Annotated in this window: 17 protein-coding genes; 9 read left to right on the plus strand and 8 right to left on the minus strand. The window is 72.7% G+C overall.

The window, feature by feature from the left end; all coding sequences use genetic code 11:
* Positions 1-56 precede the first annotated feature (56 nt).
* Positions 57-716, plus strand: coding sequence for a TetR/AcrR family transcriptional regulator (locus OHA86_RS00655; protein ID WP_329171451.1), 660 nt, complete (start codon positions 57-59; stop codon positions 714-716).
* A 328-nt stretch (positions 717-1,044) separates the two neighbouring features.
* On the opposite strand, the gene OHA86_RS00660 is transcribed toward OHA86_RS00655, so the two are convergent.
* From OHA86_RS00660 to OHA86_RS00670, 3 genes are all read right to left on the minus strand, one after another.
* The gene (locus OHA86_RS00660; RefSeq protein WP_329171453.1) at positions 1,045-1,866 is read right to left on the minus strand and encodes a VOC family protein; all 822 of its coding nucleotides are present in this window, start codon (positions 1,864-1,866) and stop codon (positions 1,045-1,047) included.
* A 162-nt stretch (positions 1,867-2,028) separates the two neighbouring features.
* Positions 2,029-2,763, minus strand: coding sequence for a beta-glucanase (locus tag OHA86_RS00665; RefSeq protein ID WP_329171455.1), 735 nt, complete (start codon positions 2,761-2,763; stop codon positions 2,029-2,031).
* Between the two features lie 150 nt (positions 2,764-2,913).
* The gene (locus OHA86_RS00670; protein WP_329171457.1) at positions 2,914-3,948 is read right to left on the minus strand and encodes an aldo/keto reductase; all 1,035 of its coding nucleotides are present in this window, start codon (positions 3,946-3,948) and stop codon (positions 2,914-2,916) included.
* A 121-nt stretch (positions 3,949-4,069) separates the two neighbouring features.
* On the opposite strand from OHA86_RS00670, the gene OHA86_RS00675 reads away from it, so the two are divergent.
* On the plus strand, positions 4,070-4,945 hold the full coding sequence (locus OHA86_RS00675; protein WP_329171458.1) for a LysR family transcriptional regulator: 876 nt from the start codon (positions 4,070-4,072) through the stop codon (positions 4,943-4,945).
* On the opposite strand, the gene OHA86_RS00680 is transcribed toward OHA86_RS00675, so the two are convergent.
* Positions 4,930-5,985 carry an NAD(P)/FAD-dependent oxidoreductase gene (locus OHA86_RS00680; RefSeq protein ID WP_329182137.1) on the minus strand — a complete coding sequence of 352 codons (1,056 nt, stop codon included), beginning with the start codon at positions 5,983-5,985 and terminating at the stop codon, positions 4,930-4,932. The genes OHA86_RS00675 and OHA86_RS00680 overlap by 16 nt on opposite strands.
* A gap of 180 nt (positions 5,986-6,165) precedes the next feature.
* On the opposite strand from OHA86_RS00680, the gene OHA86_RS00685 reads away from it, so the two are divergent.
* Both OHA86_RS00685 and OHA86_RS00690 read left to right on the plus strand, forming a co-directional pair.
* The gene (locus tag OHA86_RS00685) at positions 6,166-6,834 is read left to right on the plus strand and encodes a helix-turn-helix domain-containing protein (protein WP_329171460.1); all 669 of its coding nucleotides are present in this window, start codon (positions 6,166-6,168) and stop codon (positions 6,832-6,834) included.
* A complete protein-coding gene (locus tag OHA86_RS00690) occupies positions 6,831-7,016 on the plus strand; it encodes a DUF6126 family protein (RefSeq protein ID WP_329171461.1) in 186 nt (61 codons plus the stop codon). The genes OHA86_RS00685 and OHA86_RS00690 overlap by 4 nt, the downstream gene beginning before the upstream one ends.
* A 234-nt stretch (positions 7,017-7,250) precedes the next feature.
* Here OHA86_RS00690 and thrS read toward each other — a convergent pair whose 3' ends face one another.
* Positions 7,251-8,483: a threonine--tRNA ligase gene (gene thrS, locus OHA86_RS00695; protein ID WP_329171463.1), complete on the minus strand. Its 1,233-nt coding sequence runs from the start codon at positions 8,481-8,483 to the stop codon at positions 7,251-7,253.
* A 313-nt stretch (positions 8,484-8,796) separates the two neighbouring features.
* Here thrS and OHA86_RS00700 point away from each other — a divergent pair, with 313 nt between their 5' ends.
* Both OHA86_RS00700 and pntB read left to right on the plus strand, forming a co-directional pair.
* Positions 8,797-10,344 carry a Re/Si-specific NAD(P)(+) transhydrogenase subunit alpha gene (locus OHA86_RS00700; protein ID WP_329171465.1) on the plus strand — a complete coding sequence of 516 codons (1,548 nt, stop codon included), beginning with the start codon at positions 8,797-8,799 and terminating at the stop codon, positions 10,342-10,344.
* A 6-nt stretch (positions 10,345-10,350) separates the two neighbouring features.
* The gene (gene pntB, locus OHA86_RS00705) at positions 10,351-11,757 is read left to right on the plus strand and encodes a Re/Si-specific NAD(P)(+) transhydrogenase subunit beta (RefSeq protein ID WP_329171467.1); all 1,407 of its coding nucleotides are present in this window, start codon (positions 10,351-10,353) and stop codon (positions 11,755-11,757) included.
* Positions 11,758-11,813: 56 nt separating this feature from the next.
* On the opposite strand, the gene OHA86_RS00710 is transcribed toward pntB, so the two are convergent.
* From OHA86_RS00710 to OHA86_RS00720, 3 genes are all read right to left on the minus strand, one after another.
* Positions 11,814-12,635: a slipin family protein gene (locus OHA86_RS00710; protein ID WP_329171468.1), complete on the minus strand. Its 822-nt coding sequence runs from the start codon at positions 12,633-12,635 to the stop codon at positions 11,814-11,816.
* A gap of 136 nt (positions 12,636-12,771) precedes the next feature.
* Positions 12,772-13,209, minus strand: a complete 438-nt coding sequence (locus OHA86_RS00715) for a MarR family winged helix-turn-helix transcriptional regulator (protein ID WP_329171470.1) — start codon at positions 13,207-13,209, stop codon at positions 12,772-12,774.
* A gap of 27 nt (positions 13,210-13,236) precedes the next feature.
* Positions 13,237-13,932, minus strand: a complete 696-nt coding sequence (locus OHA86_RS00720; protein ID WP_329171471.1) for a PP2C family protein-serine/threonine phosphatase — start codon at positions 13,930-13,932, stop codon at positions 13,237-13,239.
* 178 nt (positions 13,933-14,110) lie between these two features.
* Here OHA86_RS00720 and OHA86_RS00725 point away from each other — a divergent pair, with 178 nt between their 5' ends.
* From OHA86_RS00725 to OHA86_RS00735, 3 genes are all read left to right on the plus strand, one after another.
* On the plus strand, positions 14,111-15,022 hold the full coding sequence (locus OHA86_RS00725) for an aldo/keto reductase (RefSeq protein WP_329171473.1): 912 nt from the start codon (positions 14,111-14,113) through the stop codon (positions 15,020-15,022).
* Positions 15,023-15,402: 380 nt separating this feature from the next.
* Positions 15,403-17,070: a DUF7910 domain-containing protein gene (locus tag OHA86_RS00730; RefSeq protein ID WP_329171475.1), complete on the plus strand. Its 1,668-nt coding sequence runs from the start codon at positions 15,403-15,405 to the stop codon at positions 17,068-17,070.
* Between the two features lie 200 nt (positions 17,071-17,270).
* Entirely contained in the window at positions 17,271-18,542 is a 1,272-nt protein-coding gene (locus tag OHA86_RS00735) for an MFS transporter (RefSeq protein WP_329171477.1), read from the plus strand.
* Positions 18,543-18,565 lie beyond the last annotated feature (23 nt).

Consider the following 18,565-nt stretch of genomic DNA (forward strand, 5'->3'; position numbering starts at 1 on the left):
GTACGCTGGAGCGCGGCGGATTCGGTGACAGGCGGCGCGACACGGCGGAGGTTCCAGTGGCGGCCACGAGGAGCGGCGCCCGCGTGGACGGCCGGGTCGCGCGCGGGAACGAGACCCGGCGGCTGGTGCTGGAGCGCGCCGTCTCGGTCGCGTCGGTCGAGGGCCTCGACGGGCTGACGGTCGGGCGGCTCGCCGGCGACCTGGGGCTCAGCAAGAGCGGGGTCTTCGCGCTGTTCGGCTCGAAGGAGGACCTGCAACTGGCGACCGTACGCACCGCCATCAGGATCTTCCTCGAACACGTGGTGCACCCGGCGCACGGACTGCCGCACGGCATGGACCGGCTGTGGCGGCTGTGCGACGGCTGGCTGGCCTATTCGCAGACCCGGGTCTTCCCCGGCGGCTGCTTCTTCTACTCGGCCGCCGCCGAGTACGACGCGCGCCCCGGCAGGCTGCACGACACGATCGCGGCGGCCCGCAGGAACTGGTCCTCCTTCCTGGAGCAGACCCTGCGGGAGGCGCAGCAGGCGGGCGAGGCGCGGCAGGACGCCGACCGGGCGCAGCTGGTCTTCGAGATCTGCGCGCTGATGGAGATGGCCAACGGGGAGTCGGTGCTGCACGGTGACGACGCCTGCTACCGGATGGCGGCCAGGGGCATCCTGAACCGGCTGCGGGACACGGCGACCGACCCCGCGCTGCTGCCGGCCGACCGCGCCTGACCCCCGGGAGCCGGGCAACGCCGGTATGGCGCGGCCAGCTTTTAGCACGACCGTTCGTGTATATTCTGAGCCCAGTCGTCATCCGGTACGTCAGGAGGGCAGGCCATGGCGGATCCGCCACGCTTGGTCATGTCGGCGCAGGACACAGCCCCGGGAGGCGCACGTCCGGGAGGCACGGACCCGGGAAACACGACGCCGGGACCCAATCAGCGGTTCAAGGACCAGCTGGACGCGCTGATAGACGCCCAGCTGCTGCCGGACCCACCGCCGCCGCCCGCCTCGCGGCGTACGCCCCGCCCGCTCCGGGCCGCCGGGGTGGCGGACCGCGTCAGGCGGGCGATCGCGCCGGACGCGGCTGCCGGGAGAACACCGTGAACAGCCCGCCGTCCGGGTCGCGCAGATCGGCCCACGCGCCGGCCGGACCCGCCGTCCCGGTGGCGATCACCGTGCCGCCCAGCGAGCGGGCGGCCTCGACGCGTACGTCCACATCGTCGACCGCGAAATGCACCGCCCAGTGCGGGCGGATCGCCGGGTCGGGGGCCGCCTCGATCGCGCCGGAGGAGATCCGGGCCACCGCGTCACCGCAGCTGCGGACGACGACCTCGGCCCGGTCCTCCTCGTAGGAGACGGTGCAGCAGCCCTCACCCTCTTCGGCCCATTGCAGGACGCCGCCGTAGAAGATGGCCGCCTCGAAGGCGTCCCTGGTGCGCAGGCGTACGACCACCGGGCCGCGGTCGTGCCAGGACTGCCAGCCGCCGGGCAGCCGGCCCTCCCAGACGCCGAAGACCGCTCCGTCGCGGTCGGCGGCGAGCACCGCGCGCCCGGAGGCGAAGGACACCGGGCCGAGGGCCACAGTGGCGCTGCGCTCCCGGATCCTGGCGGTCGCCTCGTCGGCCTGGGCGACCGCGAAGAACGGGGTCCAGCCCACCGCGACCTGCATGTCGCCGGCGACCGCGCCGATCGTGGCGATCGGGCGGCCGTCGGTCACCGCGACGGCGAAGCGCTCGCCGAGCGTCGTCGAGCGGAACTCCCAGCCGAGCACCGTGCCGTAGAACTTCTCCGCGGCGGCAAGGTCCCGCGCCGTCAGGCTGACCCAGCAGGGAGCGCCGCGCACGACATCGGCGCTGCTCGTGGTCGTACCGTCGCTCATGCTCGCCCCACTGGTCGCACCCTGATCCGTGTCCGCCGGCTGCCGCCCGGTCATCGCACCGACTCCGATTCATCCGATTCGCGGGAATTCATGCAAACTCACAAGCACAGGACCCCTGTCCCGCAAGGGTGTCATGGCTGCACCTGCCCGGCCCGCGCGTGATCATGCCGGGTGATCCGAAACTGTTCCGGTGACTGCGGTGACTGCGGTGACCGGGCGGCGCACGGTCAGCGCCGTGCACTGCCACTCCAGCTCGTCGGTGCCGGGCAGCGGGGGCAGATGGCCGTAGCGGCCCGCGGCCACGCTGACGCAGACGATCGGCCAGGCGCGCCAGTGCGGGCCGACCCCGCGCCGGTCGGCGAAGAGCAGCCGCTCGTCGGCGTACCACTCGACGCTCGCCATGCCGAAGACCACCCGCAGCGCGAACGGACGGCCCGCGGTGACGGCGTCCTCGGCGTAACAGGCGGCCGGGCGGACGTGGTTGGTCAGTTCCAGCAGGCCGGGGTTCGTGGGGTGGTATTCGAAGGCGTCGATCTCGCCGTGCCCGGGCTGCGACCGGCCGCCGGTGTCGCGCCCCCAGGTCCACAGCGCGGGCCAGGCGCCCTGGACGTCGTGGACGACGCAGGTGGCGGTCAGCTCGTCGCCCGGCAGCAGTTCGAAGCCGCCGGGGGCGTATTCGGTGGAGACCAGTGCGGCATGCCAGGTGCCGCCGCGGGCGCGGCGGGCGGCGAAGACCCCGTCAGCGGTGGGGCCGCAGTCGGGGCCGATCCGGTCGAGCTTGTTGTCACCGGGATTGCGCCCGTCCCCGGGATAGGCGGAGCTGCGGCCGACCGCCCAGGCCGAGCGGTCGGTGAAGGGCGCGTCGAAGACCATGTCGGCGGTGGGGCGGTCGGTCATCGGGGGCTCCCTGCTGACAGCCGGTATGACCCCATTCAATCCGGTTCGGCCGCATCGCGGTAAGCGGCGTGCGGAAGCGTCCGCCCGGCGCGTGCCGCACGGCGCACGCCCCCCGGCGCCGCGCTGCCGCCGGGGGTCACGCGGGGCCGGTCAGCGACCGCCCCCGATGCGGCGGCTGCGCTGGTCCACTCCGGGGACGCCGTAGGGGTAGTCGGCGGCGCCCGGGTCGCTGGCGCGGTCGAGGCGGGCCGTCTGCCCGGGAGTCAGCCGCAGGTCCGAGGAGCCGAGGTTGTCGTCGAGCTGCTCGACGGTGCGGGCGCCGAGGATGACCGAGGTGACCGCCGGACGGTCGAGCAGCCAGGCCAGCGCAACCTGCGCCATCGTGGCCCCGGCCTCCTCGGCGACCGACTGCACCGCGTCCACGACGTCCCAGGTCCGCTGCACGGCGGCCCGCCGCTCGTACGCCTCCACCCCGCGCCCGGGATCCTCGCCGAGCCGGGTGGCGCCGGTGGGGCGCTCGTCGCGGCGGTACTTGCCGGTGAGCCAGCCGCCGCCGAGCGGGCTCCAGGGCAGCAGGCCCAGGCCCTCGGACTGGCAGGCCGGGGTGATCTCCCACTCGATCTCCCGGCTGAGCAGGCTGTACTGCGGCTGCAGCGTGACCGGGCGGCTCAGGCCGCGGAAGTCGGCGGTGTCGACGGCCTTCTGGAGCTGCCAGCCGGTGTAGTTCGACAGGCCCACGTAGTGGATACGGCCCTGGCGGACCGCGTCGTCGAGGAAGCGCAGGGTCTCCTCGACCGGGGTCAGCGGGTCCCAGGAGTGCACCTGGTACAGGTCGACGGAGTCGACGCCGAGCCTGCGCAGCGAGGCGGTGAGCGCGCGGTCGAGGTGCCGCCGGGACAGCCCGGCGTCGTTGGGTCCCGCGCCCATCGGGAAGCGGCCCTTGGTGGCGATCACCACCTGGTCGGTGACATCGGCCGGGCGGTCGGCGAGCCAGCGGCCGATGATCTCCTCCGAGCGTCCCGCGCTGTAGACGTCGGCGGTGTCGATGAAGGTGCCGCCGGCCTCCACGAAGCGGTCGAGCTGGGCGAACGCGGTCTTCTCGTCGGACTCGGCGCCGAAGGTCATGGTGCCCAGGCACAGCGCGGAGACGCTGCATCCGCTGCGGCCGAGATTGCGGTACTCCACGGTGGTGCTCCTTCGAAGGCGGCCCGGTGGTGGCCGTACGGCCGTGACCCATGCTGGCCCCGACCGGGTGAACCGTCCAATAGAAGAAAGCGGATGGATTCATCGACTAGGTTTCTCAATCATGGAACTGCGGCAACTCGAGTACTTCGTCGCCGTCGCCGAGGAGCGGCACTTCACCCGGGCCGCGCAGCGGATGGTGGTGTCCCAGTCGGGGCTGTCGGCGTCGGTGCGCGCGCTGGAGCGGGAGCTGGGCGCCGCCCTCTTCACCCGGACCACCCGCAGCGTCGAACTGACCGGCGCGGGCCGGGCGCTGCTGGCCGAGGCGACCCGTACGCTGGCCGCCGCGCGGGCGGCGGGGGACGCCGTCGCGGCGGTGCAGGGGCTGCTGCGCGGCAGCCTGGCGGTGGGCACCGAGCAGTGCGTCAACGTCGACGTGGGCGCGCTGCTGGCCCGCTTCCGCGCCGAGCACGGAAATGTGGAGGTGCGGCTGCGGCAGGCGGGGTCGGCGGTGATGGCGCAGGACGTCGCCGACGGGCGGCTCGACCTCGCCTTCGTCACACTGCCGGGGCCGCCGCCCGACGGGGTGCGGCTGCTGCCGCTGACCAGCGAGCCGATGGTGCTGCTGTGCGGCCCCGGGCACCGGCTGGCGGGCGAACCGTACGCGGAATGGGGCCAGCTGGCGGACGAGACGTTCGTGGACTGGCACCAGGACTGGGGCGCCAGGCGGCTGACCGACCGCGCCTTCGCGGCGAGCGGCACCCCGCGCCGGATCGGCGTCGAGGTCTACGACGTGCACACCCTGATCGACATGGTGCGGCACGGGCTCGGCATCGCGGTGGTGCCGCAGCCGATCTCCCGCAAGGAGCAGGCCGCGCCGCTGGCGGTGGTGCCGCTCAAGGGGCGGCAGGACCAGAACTGGGAGGTCTCGGTCGCGCTGCCCTCGGACGGCCGGCACAGCCCGGCCGCCCGCGAGCTGCTGTCCTACCTGGGGCTGTGAGCGGCGGCAGGGCCGCCGAGGGCGCCGGCGCCCGCGCGCGCCGTACGGGCGGCCGCCACCGCGCGCCGGGTGTCGGCGGCGACCAGGTCGGCGTTGATGGCCGCGCCCGCGCGTACTCCGGCGGCGGCCGCGCCGATCACCTGCTCGGCCAGACTGGCGACATTGCCGGCCACCCACACACCGGGCACGGCGGTGGCGCCGACCGGGTCCGCGGGGATGCGGGTGCCCATCACGTGGCCGCCCATCTCCTGCTCCTCGGCTTCGAGGCCGAGTCCCTCCAGGACGCCGCTGTTGGCGGTGAAGCGCGGGGCGACCGCCATGGCGTCGCAGGGGATCCGCCGGCCGCCGGCCAGCTCCACCCCGGTGAGCCGGCCGCCGTCGGCGGCCAGCCGGGCGACCTCGCCGCCGACGACCGCGATGCCGCGGGCGGCCAGCTGCTCGTACGCCTCGGCGTCCGGCTCGGGCGCGGTGTGCAGGAAGAGGGTGATCCGGTCGCTCCACTGCCGCCACAGCAGCGCCTGGTGGACCGCGAAGGGTCCGGTGCCCAGGATGCCGACGGCCCGGTCGCGCACCTCCCAGCCGTGGCAGTACGGGCAGTGCAGCACGTAGCGGCCCCACCCGTCGGCGAGACCCGGGACGGCGGGCAGGTCGTCGGTCAGGCCCGTGGTGACCAGCAGCCGGTCGGCCAGTACGGCGGCGCCGTCGGCCAGGGTGACGCGGAAGTCCCCCTCGGGGCGGCGCTCGGCCGATGCGACGGTGCCCGGGCGGATCCCACCGCCGTAGCCGGCGACCTCGGCGCGCCCGGCGGCGAGCAGGTCGGCGGGCGGCGTGCCCTCGCGGGCCAGATAGGTGTGGACACCGGCCGCGGGGGCGTTGCGCGGGTGTCCCGCGTCGATCACCAGGACCGAGCGGCGGGCGCGGGCCAGGGTCGACGCCCCGGCCAGGCCCGCGGCTCCGCCGCCGACGACCACGACCTCGTAGCGCCCCTCGGGGCGGGCGGGCGCGGCATGCGGGTGGATCTGCGGGTGGGGGTTCGTCATATCATCTGCCTCCATGCCGCGATGATCGGCAGGTGCGGACCCCGGCGGCAAACCTCCTTGCCGGAACAGCAACACGGCCGCACAGCCGGTGCGCGTCGCCCGGCCGGCGCCGGGTCGGCATGATTTGCCTCTGGGGCAAAACTTTTGCCCCTCAGGCATGCACTGCTGTTCCATGGAGTCATGGCAGCCACCGACCACCAGCCCCCCGAGGCCTCCGGCGACGACCTGGTCCTGGCCCCGCAGCTGCGGGAGCTGCGGCGGGCGGCCGGGCTGACGCTGGAGAACGCGGCGAGCCGGGCCGGGCTGTCCGCGGCACATCTGTCGCGGCTGGAGTCCGGGCTGCGTCAGCCCTCGCTCCCGGTGCTGCTCGGACTCGCCCGGATGTACGGGACCACCGTCTCGGACCTGCTCGGCGAGACCGCGGGCGAACCCGACCCCATCGTACGCGGCGGCGACGCGGCCGCGGTACCCGCCGGCGGCTGGACGTACTGGCGGGCCGGCGGCACCGGCCGGGCCATGCAGGCGCTGCGGCTGCACATCCCGCCCGGGTCGCAGCGAGCCCTGGTGCGGGTGCACCCCGGCGAGGAGTGGCTGTACGTCACCGGCGGCACGCTCGACCTGACCCTCGGCGAGCGCACCCACTCCCTCGCCCCCGGGGACTCCGCGCACTTCGACTCGCTGGTGCCGCACCAGCTGGCCGCCGCCGGGAGCGCGGGAGCCGATGTGCTGTTCGTGCACACGCTGATGCAGAGCGAGACGTCCGCGCTGTGCGTCGGCGCGCCGCCCCGTACCGCCGCCGCGCGGACCGCGGCGCACCGTACCGTCACCCCACGAGGAGACCGGACATGACCGCCGACAGCGCCCCGCACGACCCCCGACCGCTCGCCCCGGCCGTCGTCCCGACCACCAACGGCACCGAGAAGCGCAAGCAGCGCGGGGTGATCACCCGGGTGCTGGTCTACGTGGTGGTCGCGCATCTGCTCGCGGCCTACCTCTTCTTCCTCTTCGAGGTCGCCGCCAAGCACAGCTGACGGCCTGCGGCCCCGGCCCCGGGGCCGGGGCCGGGCGGTCAGCTGTGCTGGCCCGCGGGCAGCCACCCGGGGCGGTCGGCGGCGGCGCGGCCGGTGTCGTACGCGGGCGCGCAGGCGGGTGATGTCCAGGCAGGTGCCGGCGGGGGCCCGCGGCGCACGGCGCTCCGGGCCGTGGCGCTCCACGGCGACGCCCCGGGCTGACGGCCGGCCTCACCCGGGGGCCGCGCCCGCGCCTTACCCCTCCCGGCCCTGGTCGTCCCACAGCTCGGCGCTGTGGGCGCGTACCAGGGCCGCGATGCGCTCCACCGCCGCCGCGGCCGGCAGCGGCCCCGGCCTGCGCCCGTCGCGCAGCCGCAGGGCCAGGTCGCCGGCGGCGGCCTCGCGGGGGCCGATCACGCCCTGGTAGGGGGCCAGGCGCGCGGCCCTGACCCGGGCGCCGAGGGTGCCCTGCGCCGGGTGGGCGATCTCGGCGCGCAGGCCGCGGCCGAGGCAGCGTTCCAGCAGCGCGGCGGCGTACGGCACCTCGTCCTCGGTGAGCGGCAGCAGGACCAGCTGGACGGGGGCGAGCCAGCCGGGGAAGGCGCCGCCGTGCTGCTCGACCAGGTGGGCGACCGCGCGCTCCACGCTGCCGACGATGCTGCGGTGCACCATCACCGGACGGTGCTTCCCGCCGTCGGCGCCGACGTATTCCAGGCCGAACTGCTCGGGCTGGTGGAAGTCGACCTGGACGGTGGACAGGGTGCTCTCCCGCCCGGCGGCGTCGGCGACCTGGACGTCGATCTTGGGTCCGTAGAAGGCGGCCTCGCCCTCCTGCGCCTCGTACGCCAGGCCGGACGCGTCCAGCGCGTCGGTGAGCAGGGCGGCGGCCCGCCGCCAGCTGTCCGCGCCGCCGACGTACTTCCCGCCGGGCCCCGCCAGCGACAGGCGGTACCGCACGGGCACGATCCCCAGCGCCGCACAGGCGCGCCCGATCATCGCCAGCGCCGCCCGGGCCTCGTCGGCGACCTGGTCGAGGGTGCAGAAGATATGGGCGTCGTTGAGCTGGATCGCCCGCACCCGGGTCAGGCCGCCGAGCACCCCGGACAGCTCGGAGCGGTACATCCCGCCGAGTTCGGCGATCCGCAGCGGGAGTTCGCGGTAGCTGTGGGCGCGGCGGCGGTAGATCAGCGCGTGGTGCGGGCACAGGCTGGGCCGCAGGACGAACTGCTCGCCGCCGAGGTCCATCGGCGGGAACATGTCGTCGCTGTAGTGGGACCAGTGCCCCGACACCTCGTACAGCTCCCGCTTGGCCAGCGCGGGTGAGTACACATGGCGGTAGCCGGCCCGGCGCTCCGCCTCGCGGATGTACTCCTCCAGCGCGTGCCGCACCGCCGCGCCGGCAGGCAGCCAGTAGGGCAGGCCCGCGCCGATCAGCGGGTCGGTGTCGAACAGGGACAGCTCGCGGCCGAGCCTGCGGTGGTCGTGCATCGTGGGTCTCCTCGCGGACGGCGGAGGCGGGTGACCACACGGCGAAGCCCCGGGGCACCCGCCCCGGGGCTTCGCTTACGGACATCGGTCAGCGCGCCGGGACGTACTCCGGCGTCGTCGTCTGTCCTCGGCGTCTCATACCGCGGACGCTAGCAGGGACGATGCGGGCCACGCAGGTGGTTTTCGGCCTGCCGGGAACGGCGGCGCGGGGACTGTGCCGGTTTCACCGGCGCACGCCCCGGCGAACTGCGGCTACCTTCCCGGTAGTCATTGCCTCATCCGAGGCGGACCGCCGACCAGAGAGGACCCATTGATGAGTCAGTCAGGGCAACGAGTGGGCGTCGTCGCCGAGTCACGGGCCGGGGAGACGCGGGTGGCGGCCACCGCCCTGACGGTCGCCCAGCTGCGTGGCCTCGGCTATCGGGTGGTGGTGGAGGCCGGCGCGGGACTGGGCGCGAGCCTGTCCGACGAGGCCTACCGGGAAGCCGGCGCCGAGACCGGGAGCCGGCCCGAGGTGTGGGGAGCCGATGTCGTCCTGGCGGTCAACGCGCCCTCCGCTGAGGAGATCGCGCTGCTGTCCGACGGTTCGACACTGATCTCGCTGCTCGGCCCCGCGCACAACCCCGACCTGCTCGACGCGCTCGCGCGGCGGCCGGTGACGGCGCTCGCGATGGACGCGGTGCCGCGGATCTCCCGCGCGCAGTCCCTCGATGTGCTCAGTTCGATGGCCAACATCGCCGGTTACCGCGCGGTCGTGGAGGCGGCGCACACCTTCGGACGGTTCTTCACCGGCCAGGTCACCGCGGCCGGCAAGGTGCCGCCGGCCAAGGTGCTGGTCGTGGGCGCCGGGGTGGCCGGCCTCGCCGCGATCGGCGCGGCCGGCAGCCTGGGGGCGATCGTCCGGGCGACGGACCCGCGCCCTGAGGTCGCCGACCAGGTCAGGTCGCTGGGTGGGGAATACCTGTCGGTGGAGTCGGCCGAGGTGGAGGTGAGCGCGACCGGTTACGCCAAGGAGATGTCGGACGACTACAGCGCCCGCGCCGCCGCGCTGTACGTGGAGCAGGCCCCCGAGGTGGACATCATCATCACCACCGCCCTGATCCCGGGCAGGGCCGCCCCGCTGCTGATCACCGAGGAGATGGTGGCGAGCATGCGGCCGGGCAGCGTGATCGTGGACATGGCCGCGGCGCAGGGCGGCAATGTGGCGGGCACGGTCGCCGGCGAGGTGGTCGTCACCGCCAACCAGGTGTCGATCATCGGCTACACCGATCTGGCGTCCCGGCTGCCGGCCCAGGCCTCGCAGCTGTACGGCACCAACCTGGTGAATCTTCTCAAGCTGCTGACCCCGGCCAAGGACGGGCAGCTGACGCTGGACTTCGACGACGTGGTGCAGCGCTCGGTCACGGTGGTGCGGGACGGTGCGAAAACCTGGCCGCCGCCACCGGTCCAGGTGTCGGCCGCGCCGGCCGCCCCCGCGGCCCCGGCCGCGCCCGCCCCCGCGCCCCGCAAGGCGGCCTCGCCCGGCCGTACGTACGCGCTGGTGGGCCTGGGCGCCGCGGTGCTGTTCCTGGTGACGGCCTTCGCGCCCGAGCAGCTGATCGGCAATCTGACGGTCTTCGTGCTGGCGATCGTCATCGGCTACTACGTGATCGGCCATGTCCACCACGCCCTGCACACCCCGCTGATGTCGGTGACCAACGCGATCTCCGGGATCATCGTGGTCGGCGCGCTGCTGCAGATCGGGCACGCGCACACCGCGGTGACGGTGCTGTCCTTCGTGGCGGTGCTGCTGGCGTCCATCAACATCTTCGGCGGCTTCGCCGTGACCCGGCGCATGCTCAGCATGTTCGCGAAGGACTGAGCGGCCATGAGTGCATCGACTGCCGCCCAGGCGGCCTACGTTGTCGCCGCCCTGCTGTTCATCCTCAGCCTCGCCGGGCTGTCCCGGCACGAGACGTCACGCTCCGGCGTGGTCTACGGCGTCGCCGGCATGGCCATCGCGCTGGCGGCGACCATCGGGCTGGCGTCCCGCAGCATCGCGGCGACCGGGATCGGTCTGCTGGTGGCGGCCATGGCCATCGGCGCCGGGATCGGCCTGTGGCGGGCCCGCCGGGTGGAGATGACCGGCATGCCGGAACTCATCGCGATACTGCACAGCTTCGTCGGCCTGGCCGCGGTGCTGGTCGGCTGGAACGGCTACCTCGACGTGGAGGCCAAGGGCTCGGCGCAGCACGAGATCGCCGCCGACCTGCTGCGCATCCACCATGCCGAGGTCTTCATCGGCGTCTTCATCGGGGCGGTGACCTTCACCGGGTCGGTCATCGCCTTCCTCAAGCTGTCGGCGCGGATCAAGTCGAGCCCGCTGATGCTGCCCGGCCGCAATCTGATCAACCTCGGCGGCCTCGCCGCCTTCGTCGGGCTGACCGTCGCCTTCGTCGTGTCGCCGCATCTGTGGCTGCTGGTCGCGGTGACCGCGGTGGCGCTGGCGCTCGGCCTGCACCTGGTGGCGTCGATCGGCGGCGGCGACATGCCGGTGGTCGTGTCGATGCTGAACAGCTACTCGGGGTGGGCGGCGGCCGCGTCGGGCTTCCTGCTCGACAACAACCTGCTGATCGTGACCGGCGCGCTGGTCGGCTCCTCGGGCGCGTACCTGTCGTACATCATGTGCACCGCGATGAACCGGTCCTTCCTGTCGGTGATCGCGGGCGGCTTCGGCGTCGAGACCGGCCCGGCCGACACCACCGAATACGGCGACCACCGGGAGATCAGCGCCGAGGACACCGCCAGGCTGCTGCGGGACGCCACATCGGTGGTCATCACCCCCGGTTACGGCATGGCGGTGGCGCAGGCCCAGTATCCGGTGGCGGACCTGACCCGCAGGCTGCGGGAGCGCGGGGTGGACGTACGGTTCGGCATCCACCCGGTCGCGGGCCGGCTGCCGGGCCATATGAACGTACTGCTGGCCGAGGCGAAGGTGCCCTACGACATCGTGCTGGAGATGGACGAGATCAACGACGATCTCGCCGCGACCACGGTGGTGCTGGTCATCGGTGCGAACGACACGGTCAACCCGGCCGCGATCGACGACCCGGGCAGCCCGATCGCCGGTATGCCGGTGCTGCGGGTGTGGGAGGCGGAGAACGTCGTCGTCTTCAAGCGGTCGATGAACCCCGGTTACGCCGGGGTGCAGAACCCGCTGTTCTTCCGCGAGAACAGCCAGATGCTCTTCGGTGACGCGAAGGAACGGGTGGAGGACATCCTGCGGGCCCTGTGAACGGGTCCCTCCCGCGGGCGGCGGCGATCCCGCGCCGCCCGCGGGGGGCGCCGCCCTCACTCCCCCGGGTTGATCTGCGGCGGGGGCGTCTCCCCGCGCGGGGCGTCCACCGCCCGGGGTTCGGCCATGGGGTCGATCCGGGTCGCGGAGGCGTCCGGGTCGGGGGTGTGGCCGCTCTGGTCCTCGACGAACCGGGTGACGGCCCTGGCGCTGTCGAGGAGCTGGGCCGGGAAGACGATGGTGCTGTTCTTCTCCGCGGCGATCTCGGCCAGGATCTGCAGATTCCGCAGTTGCAGGGCGACCGGGTGGTCGGCGATGACGTCGGCGGCCTCGGCGAGCCGTCCGGCGCTCAGCGCCTCACCCTCGGCCGCGATGATCTTCGCGCGCTTCTCCCGCTCGGCCTCCGCCTGCCGGGCCATCGCCCGCTGCATGGACGTCGGCAGCTCGATGTCCTTGAGCTCGACCAGGAAGACCTGCACGCCCCACTGCTGGGTGATGCTGTCCAGGATCTCGCGGATCGCCAGGTTGAGCGTCTGGGTGTCGGTGAGCACCTGGTCGAGCATCGAGCGGCCGACGATGTTGCGGACCGTGGTCTGGGCGATCTGGCCGACCGCCTGGGAGACGTTCTCGATCTCCACGATCGCCTTCACCGCGTCGACCCGGCGGAAGTACGCCACCGCGGCCACCCCGATCGACACATTGTCCTGGGTGATCACCTGCTGTGACGGCACCGGCATCGTGACCGTCCGCAGGCTCACCTTCGACATCCGGTCGGAGAGCGGGATCATGAAGTGGAAACCGGGCTTGCGCACCCCGCGCAGCCGCCCGAGCCGGAAGACCACTCCGCGCTCGTACTGCCGCACTACGGCGATTCCCATATTCGGCATGGCATGTGCCTCCCGATATCGGCTCACTTCCAGCATCCCTCGCAATGCGCCCGGCCGCGCGATCCGGGGCGTCTCGGCCGCCCGGGGGGCGGGCGCACGCGTCGGAGGCCTCCGGCGGCCGGGCGCCTCAGATGCTCTGGGCGAGGCGCTCGATCAGCGGCTCGGCGGCCATCAGCTGCTCCAGCTCGGCACGGGTGAAGCGGGTGGCGAGGGCGTCGGCGAGTTTCTGGGTCCTGGCATTGCGCCGGTTGCGGAGCATTTCCAGGCCGTCGGGGGTGACCGAGAGGACCACCCGGCGGCCGTCGTCCGGGTCGGAGCGGCGTTCGACCAGGCCGCGGGCCTCCAGCCGGCCGAGGGTGGCGCCCATCGACTGCGGGCTGATCTGCTCCTGCTTGGCCAGGGCGCTGGACGTGGCGGGGCCGCCCCGGTCCAGCCGGGACAGGGCTGAGGTCTCGGGCAGCGTCAGCTCGCCGTCCAGCTGCACCTGCCGCACCCGCCGGACCAGCAGCCGCAGGCTGGAGATGAGGGTTTCCGCGGCCCGGCCGACATCAAGATCCTCGGTCATACCGCCAGAGTAACTGCTAAGGAAGCCTTATCGTATGGCGGTGCCGTCGCCGGTCCCCACCCGTACGGCCAGCGCCGCGATGTCGTCGTCCAGGCCTCCCCCGCTGAAGTCCAGCAGCTGGTCGTGCAGCAGGTCCAGGAGCCGGCGCGGCCCTACCGCGTCCTGCCCGCGCAGCCAGGCCAGCAGCGGGAAGAAGGTGCCCGACCGGTCGCGGGTCTCGGTGACGCCGTCGGTGTAGAGCAGCAGTTGGTCGCCGGGGTCCAGCGGCACGGCGTCGAGCGTGTAGTCGCCGCCGATCAGCCCCGCCATGTTCAGCGGCGGGGAGGCGGCGGACGGCTCCAGCGCGCGGATGTCCGTGCCCCGCATCAGGATCGGCGCCGGGTGGCCGCAGTTGACCAGGGCCGCCTCGCCGCCGCCGTACGGGATCTGGGCCAGCAGGGCGGTGGCGAACCGCTCGGCGGACTCCGCGGAGGGGAAGGCGGCTCCGTAGCGGACCAGGCTGGTGTCCAGCCGGCGGGCGAGCGCGACGAGGTCGGGCTCGTCGTGGGCGGCCTCGCGGAAGGAGTTGACCACCGCGCCGGCCACCCCGACCGCGGACAGCCCCTTGCCGCGGACGTCGCCGATCAGCAGCCGCAGGCCGTAGGGGGTGTCGACCGCCTCGTAGAGGTCGCCGCCGATCCTGGCCTGCGCGGCGGCGGCGACGTACAGCGTCTCGATGGCCATCCCGCCGAGCCGGCGCAGGACTCCGCCGCCGCGCTTTGACCGGATACCCGACCAACTCCCGGCGGCGGCGCATCGTTCCCGTTTCCGCTGTGACAATTGCCTGTTCAGCGGGGCATTCCCGGGTCGGAGCCTCGCACGCGATACTCCGGTCTCCGCTACGAGAGGAGAACGATCATCCATGGCCTCACGGACCATCACCGCCGCGGCAGCCGGAACCTGGCAGCTGGGCGATCTGACGGTGAACCGTATCGGCTTCGGCGCAATGCGCCTGACCGGCAGCGCCGCCTTCGACCTCGGTGTGCCCAGTGACCGCGAGCGCGTGCTCGGGGTGCTGCGGCGCGCGGTCGAGCTCGGCGTCGACCACATCGACACCGCCGCCTTCTACTTCTCGTCCCTGCGCTCCGCGAACGAGCTGATCGGCCGGGCGCTGGCGCCGTATCCCGACGGCCTGGTGATCGCCACCAAGGTCGGTCCCGGCCGGGGCCCGTCGGGCGACTGGCTGCCGATGGCCAGGCCCGACCAGCTGCGCGGCCAGGTCGAGGAGAATCTGCGGCAGCTCGGCCGCGACCATCTGGACCTGGTCAATCTGCGCCTCATGCCGTCCACCACCGAACTCGCCGAGCACTTCGGCGCGCTGGCCGAGCTGCGGACGGCCGGACTGATCCGCCAGCTGGGCGTCTCCAACGTCACCAGCGCGCAGCTCGCCGAGGCGCGGGCCGTCGCGCCGGTGGTGTGCGTGCAGAACCTGTTCGGCATCGACGACCGCCGCAGTACCGACCTGCTGCACGAGTGCGGCGAACTGGGCATCGCCTTCGTGCCGTTCTACTCGATCGCGGGCAAGGGCCGGGAGGTGGGCGCGACCGGTGACAGCAGCGAGCAGCTCGCGGCGGTCGCCCGCGCGCACGGGGTCTCCGCCGCGCAGGTCCGGCTGGCCTGGACGCTCCAGCAGGGTCCGCACGTGCTTGCCATCCCGGGCACCGGCGACCCGGACCACCTCGCGGAGAACGTGGCGGCCGGCGCGCTGCGGCTCACCGACGAGGAGATGGCACTGCTGAACGCCGCCCGGCCCGCCGGGTCCGACAAGTCGTGAATGAACTCATCCGATCTTTTGCCGTCATTGCACAGGGTGCAATGACGGCAACCGTCCGGTGAATGCATCCCTTTGCGGACAATTCGCTTATCTGGTCTGGACCCTTGACGGGATGTTTGTTTCAGCAGTTGAATCCCTGCGTACTTGAAACCGCGCTTTCGGAAGTGCTCAGCGTGGTGCGTGTCATGGGACTGCGCGCACCTCCCCCCACCGCAAGTCAGCCCGAAACAAGCGGATTCCACCGCGGCCGTGACGCGATCTGTCACGGCCGCGCGCGGGGCACTGGGTTCACCTGTTGAAGTTTTGAGCAGCAGGTTCCGTGCGCTCAGTCCACCGTCGCGCCCGGCCCACACGCCGTGCGCCGCCGTTCGGAGACAGCCATGGCAGTTTCGCGTCGTACGTTCATCGGCACCACAGCGGGCGGGGCCGTCGCCGCGGCCCTGGGCACGCTGGGCGCCGCCCGTACCGCATCGGCCGCGCCCGCCGCCAGCGGGCCGGGCGATGTGGTCGGCAAGATCACCGTCGGATACCAGGGCTGGTTCGCCTGCATCGGCGACGGCGCCCCCATCAACACCTGGTGGCACTGGAGCCAGAACGCGGGCCAGGCGCCGTCGCCGTCCAACAACGTCATCAAGGCGTGGCCGGACATGCGCGAGTACACCAGGACCTACCAGACCGCGTACCCCAACCTGAACAACGGGCAGCCGGCCACGCTGTTCTCGTCGTACGACCAGCAGACCGTCGACACCCACTTCCTGTGGATGCAGCAGAACAACATCGACACCGCCGCCCTCCAGCGCTTCAACCCCAACAGCCCCGAGGGGCCGACCCGGGACGCGATGGCGGCGAAGGTGCGCAGCGCCTCGGAGTCGCACGGCCGGAAGTTCTACGTGATGTACGACGTCTCCGGCTGGACGACCATGCAGTCGGAGATCAAGACCGACTGGACCAACAAGATGAAGGCGCACACCGCCTCGTCGGCGTACGCCACCCAGAACGGCAAGCCGGTGGTGTGCATCTGGGGCTTCGGCTTCAACGACAACAACCACCCCTTCAGCGCCGCCGCGTGCCTGGACGTCATCAACTGGTTCAAGTCGCAGGGCTGTTACGTCATCGGCGGGGTGCCGCGCGAGTGGCGTACCGGCACCGGCGGCTCGCGGGCCGGCTACGCGGACGTCTACCACGCGCTGAACATGATCTCGCCGTGGATGGTCGGAGCGATCGGGAACGCGGGCGACTCCGACAACGCCTACACCGCTTACACCGTGCCCGACCAGGCGGACTGCAACGCGCACGGCGTCGACTACCAGCCGTGCGTGCTGCCGGGCGACGTGTCGGGCCGCCAGCGGGCGCACGGCGACTTCATGTGGCGGCAGTTCTACAACGTCTGCCGGGCCGGGGTGCAGGGCATCTACATCTCGATGTTCGACGAGTACGGCGAGGGCAACCAGATCGCCAAGACCGCGGAGACCGCGGCCTCCGTACCGGCCGGCTCGGGGCTGTGGGCGCTGGACGAGGACGGTACGGCCTGCTCGTCGGACTACTACCTGCGGCTGACCGGCGACGGCGGCCGGATGCTCAAGGGGCAGCTCGCGCTCACCGCCACCCGCCCCACCCAGCCGACCGCCGGCTCGTCCACCGGCGGCGGCCCCGGCACGGTGGTGAGCTTCCGGGCGCGGGCCAACAACCAGTACGTGACGGCGGACAACGGCGGCGCCTCCCCGCTGATCGCCAACCGGACCGCGATCGGGCCGTGGGAGCAGTTCGACCTGATCGACCAGGGCGGCGGCAATGTCGCGCTGCGCGCCCACGCCAACAGCCTCATCGTCAGCGCCGACAACTCCGGGGCGTCCCCGCTGATCGCCGCCCGCACCGCGGTGGGCAGCTGGGAGACCTTCCAGCTCGTCCGCAACTCCAACGGCACCGTCAGCCTCAAGGCGCAGGTCAACGGGCTCTACGTCACCGCGGAGAACGCCGGCGCGGCCGCGCTGATCGCCAACAGGGCCGCCATCGGCGGCTGGGAGCAGTTCGACCTGATCACCGGCTGAGATCTCCTCCCGCCGCGTCCCGCCGGGCACGGGAGCGGGCGGGAGGCGGCGGGAGGGACGTGGCGGGCGGGTCACCCGGGTGGGGCATCCGGGTGACCCGCCCGCCCGTCGCGTGGCGCGACGGGCGCCGCTGGCAGAACGTGGTGGCATTCACGCCCGCGCCCGGCCCTCCCGGGCCGCCCAACACCTTACGGAGAGCCATGACCACCACTGCGGGGACCGGTGGGGGATCGCGGAATCTCGTACTGGCGGCGATGATCTTCGCGGTCTCGATGACTTTCATCGACCAGACCATCGTGTCCATCGCGGTCCCCGACATCCAGCGCGAGCTGGGGCTGTCCAACACCGGCGTGCAATGGGCGGTCAACGCCTACCTGCTGACACTGGCCGCCTTCTTCGCCTACGGCGGCCGGCTGGCCGACACCGCGGGGCACCGCAAGGTGGTGGTGATCGGGGTACTGGTCTTCGCGAGCGCGTCGCTGCTGTGCGGCCTCACCCCGAAGGGCGGCGTCGCGCAGGCCTGGATCGTGATCTTCCGGGCGGTGCAGGGCGTGGGCGGCGCCATGATGTTCCCCGCCGCGCTCGGCATCGTCGTGCAGACCTTCGCGCTGCGCGAGCGCGGCCGGGCGCTGGCCCTCTTCTTCGGCATCGCCGGCGGGCTCACCGCGATCGGGCCGATCCTCGGCGGCTACCTCACCGAATGGACCTGGCGGGCCATCTTCTGGGTGAACATCCCCGTCGCGGTGGTCGCCCTGGTGTTGATCTCGCTGTCCAAGCCGGTCACCGAGCACCGGCCGGCCCGGATGGACTACCGCGGCCTGGCGCTGATCGCCGCGGGGGTGACGCTCAGCGTGTTCGGCTTCCAGCAGGCCGAGATCTGGGGCTGGGGCAATCCCGGCATCGGTCTGACGATCGCCGCCGGGGTGCTGCTGCTGGCCGCCTTCGTCCTGGTCGAACTGCGGACCGAGGAACCGCTGATGCAGGTGCGGATCTTCCGTATCCGGGCCTTCCGCACCGAGAACGCCGTGCTCGGCATCGCCATGCTCACCTTCATCCCGGTCTTCTTCTTCATCAGCGAGTACGCGCAGATCTCGCTCGGCAAGACCGCCTCGGAGGCGGGCGAGTACCTGCTCTACTTCTTCGTCGGCTTCGTCATCGCCTCGCAGATCGGCGGGAGGATGCTGGACAGGGGCGGCGCCAAGCGCCCGGTGGTGCTCGGCTGCGCGCTGTCCGCGGTGGGCTTCGCGCTGTGGGCGGCCAGGGTGACCGATCCCGTCCTTCGTTCGGGGGGATTTCGCCGAGGCCACCCGCACCGTGCTGTCCTGCATGGCCGGGGTCATGGCACTGGCCGCGGTGGTGGCTTTCCTCGGCCTTCAGTCGGGACTCCAGCCCGAACTTGCCGAGGCCGAGGGCGAACAGCCGGAGCCGACCACGCGCTGAGTCCACGACCGCCGGCCAGGGCAGCGGTCTAAACTCTCCAGGCACCGGCCTGTTC

The organism is Streptomyces sp. NBC_01477 (assembly GCF_036227245.1).
Taxonomy (GTDB): Bacteria; Actinomycetota; Actinomycetes; order Streptomycetales; family Streptomycetaceae; genus Actinacidiphila.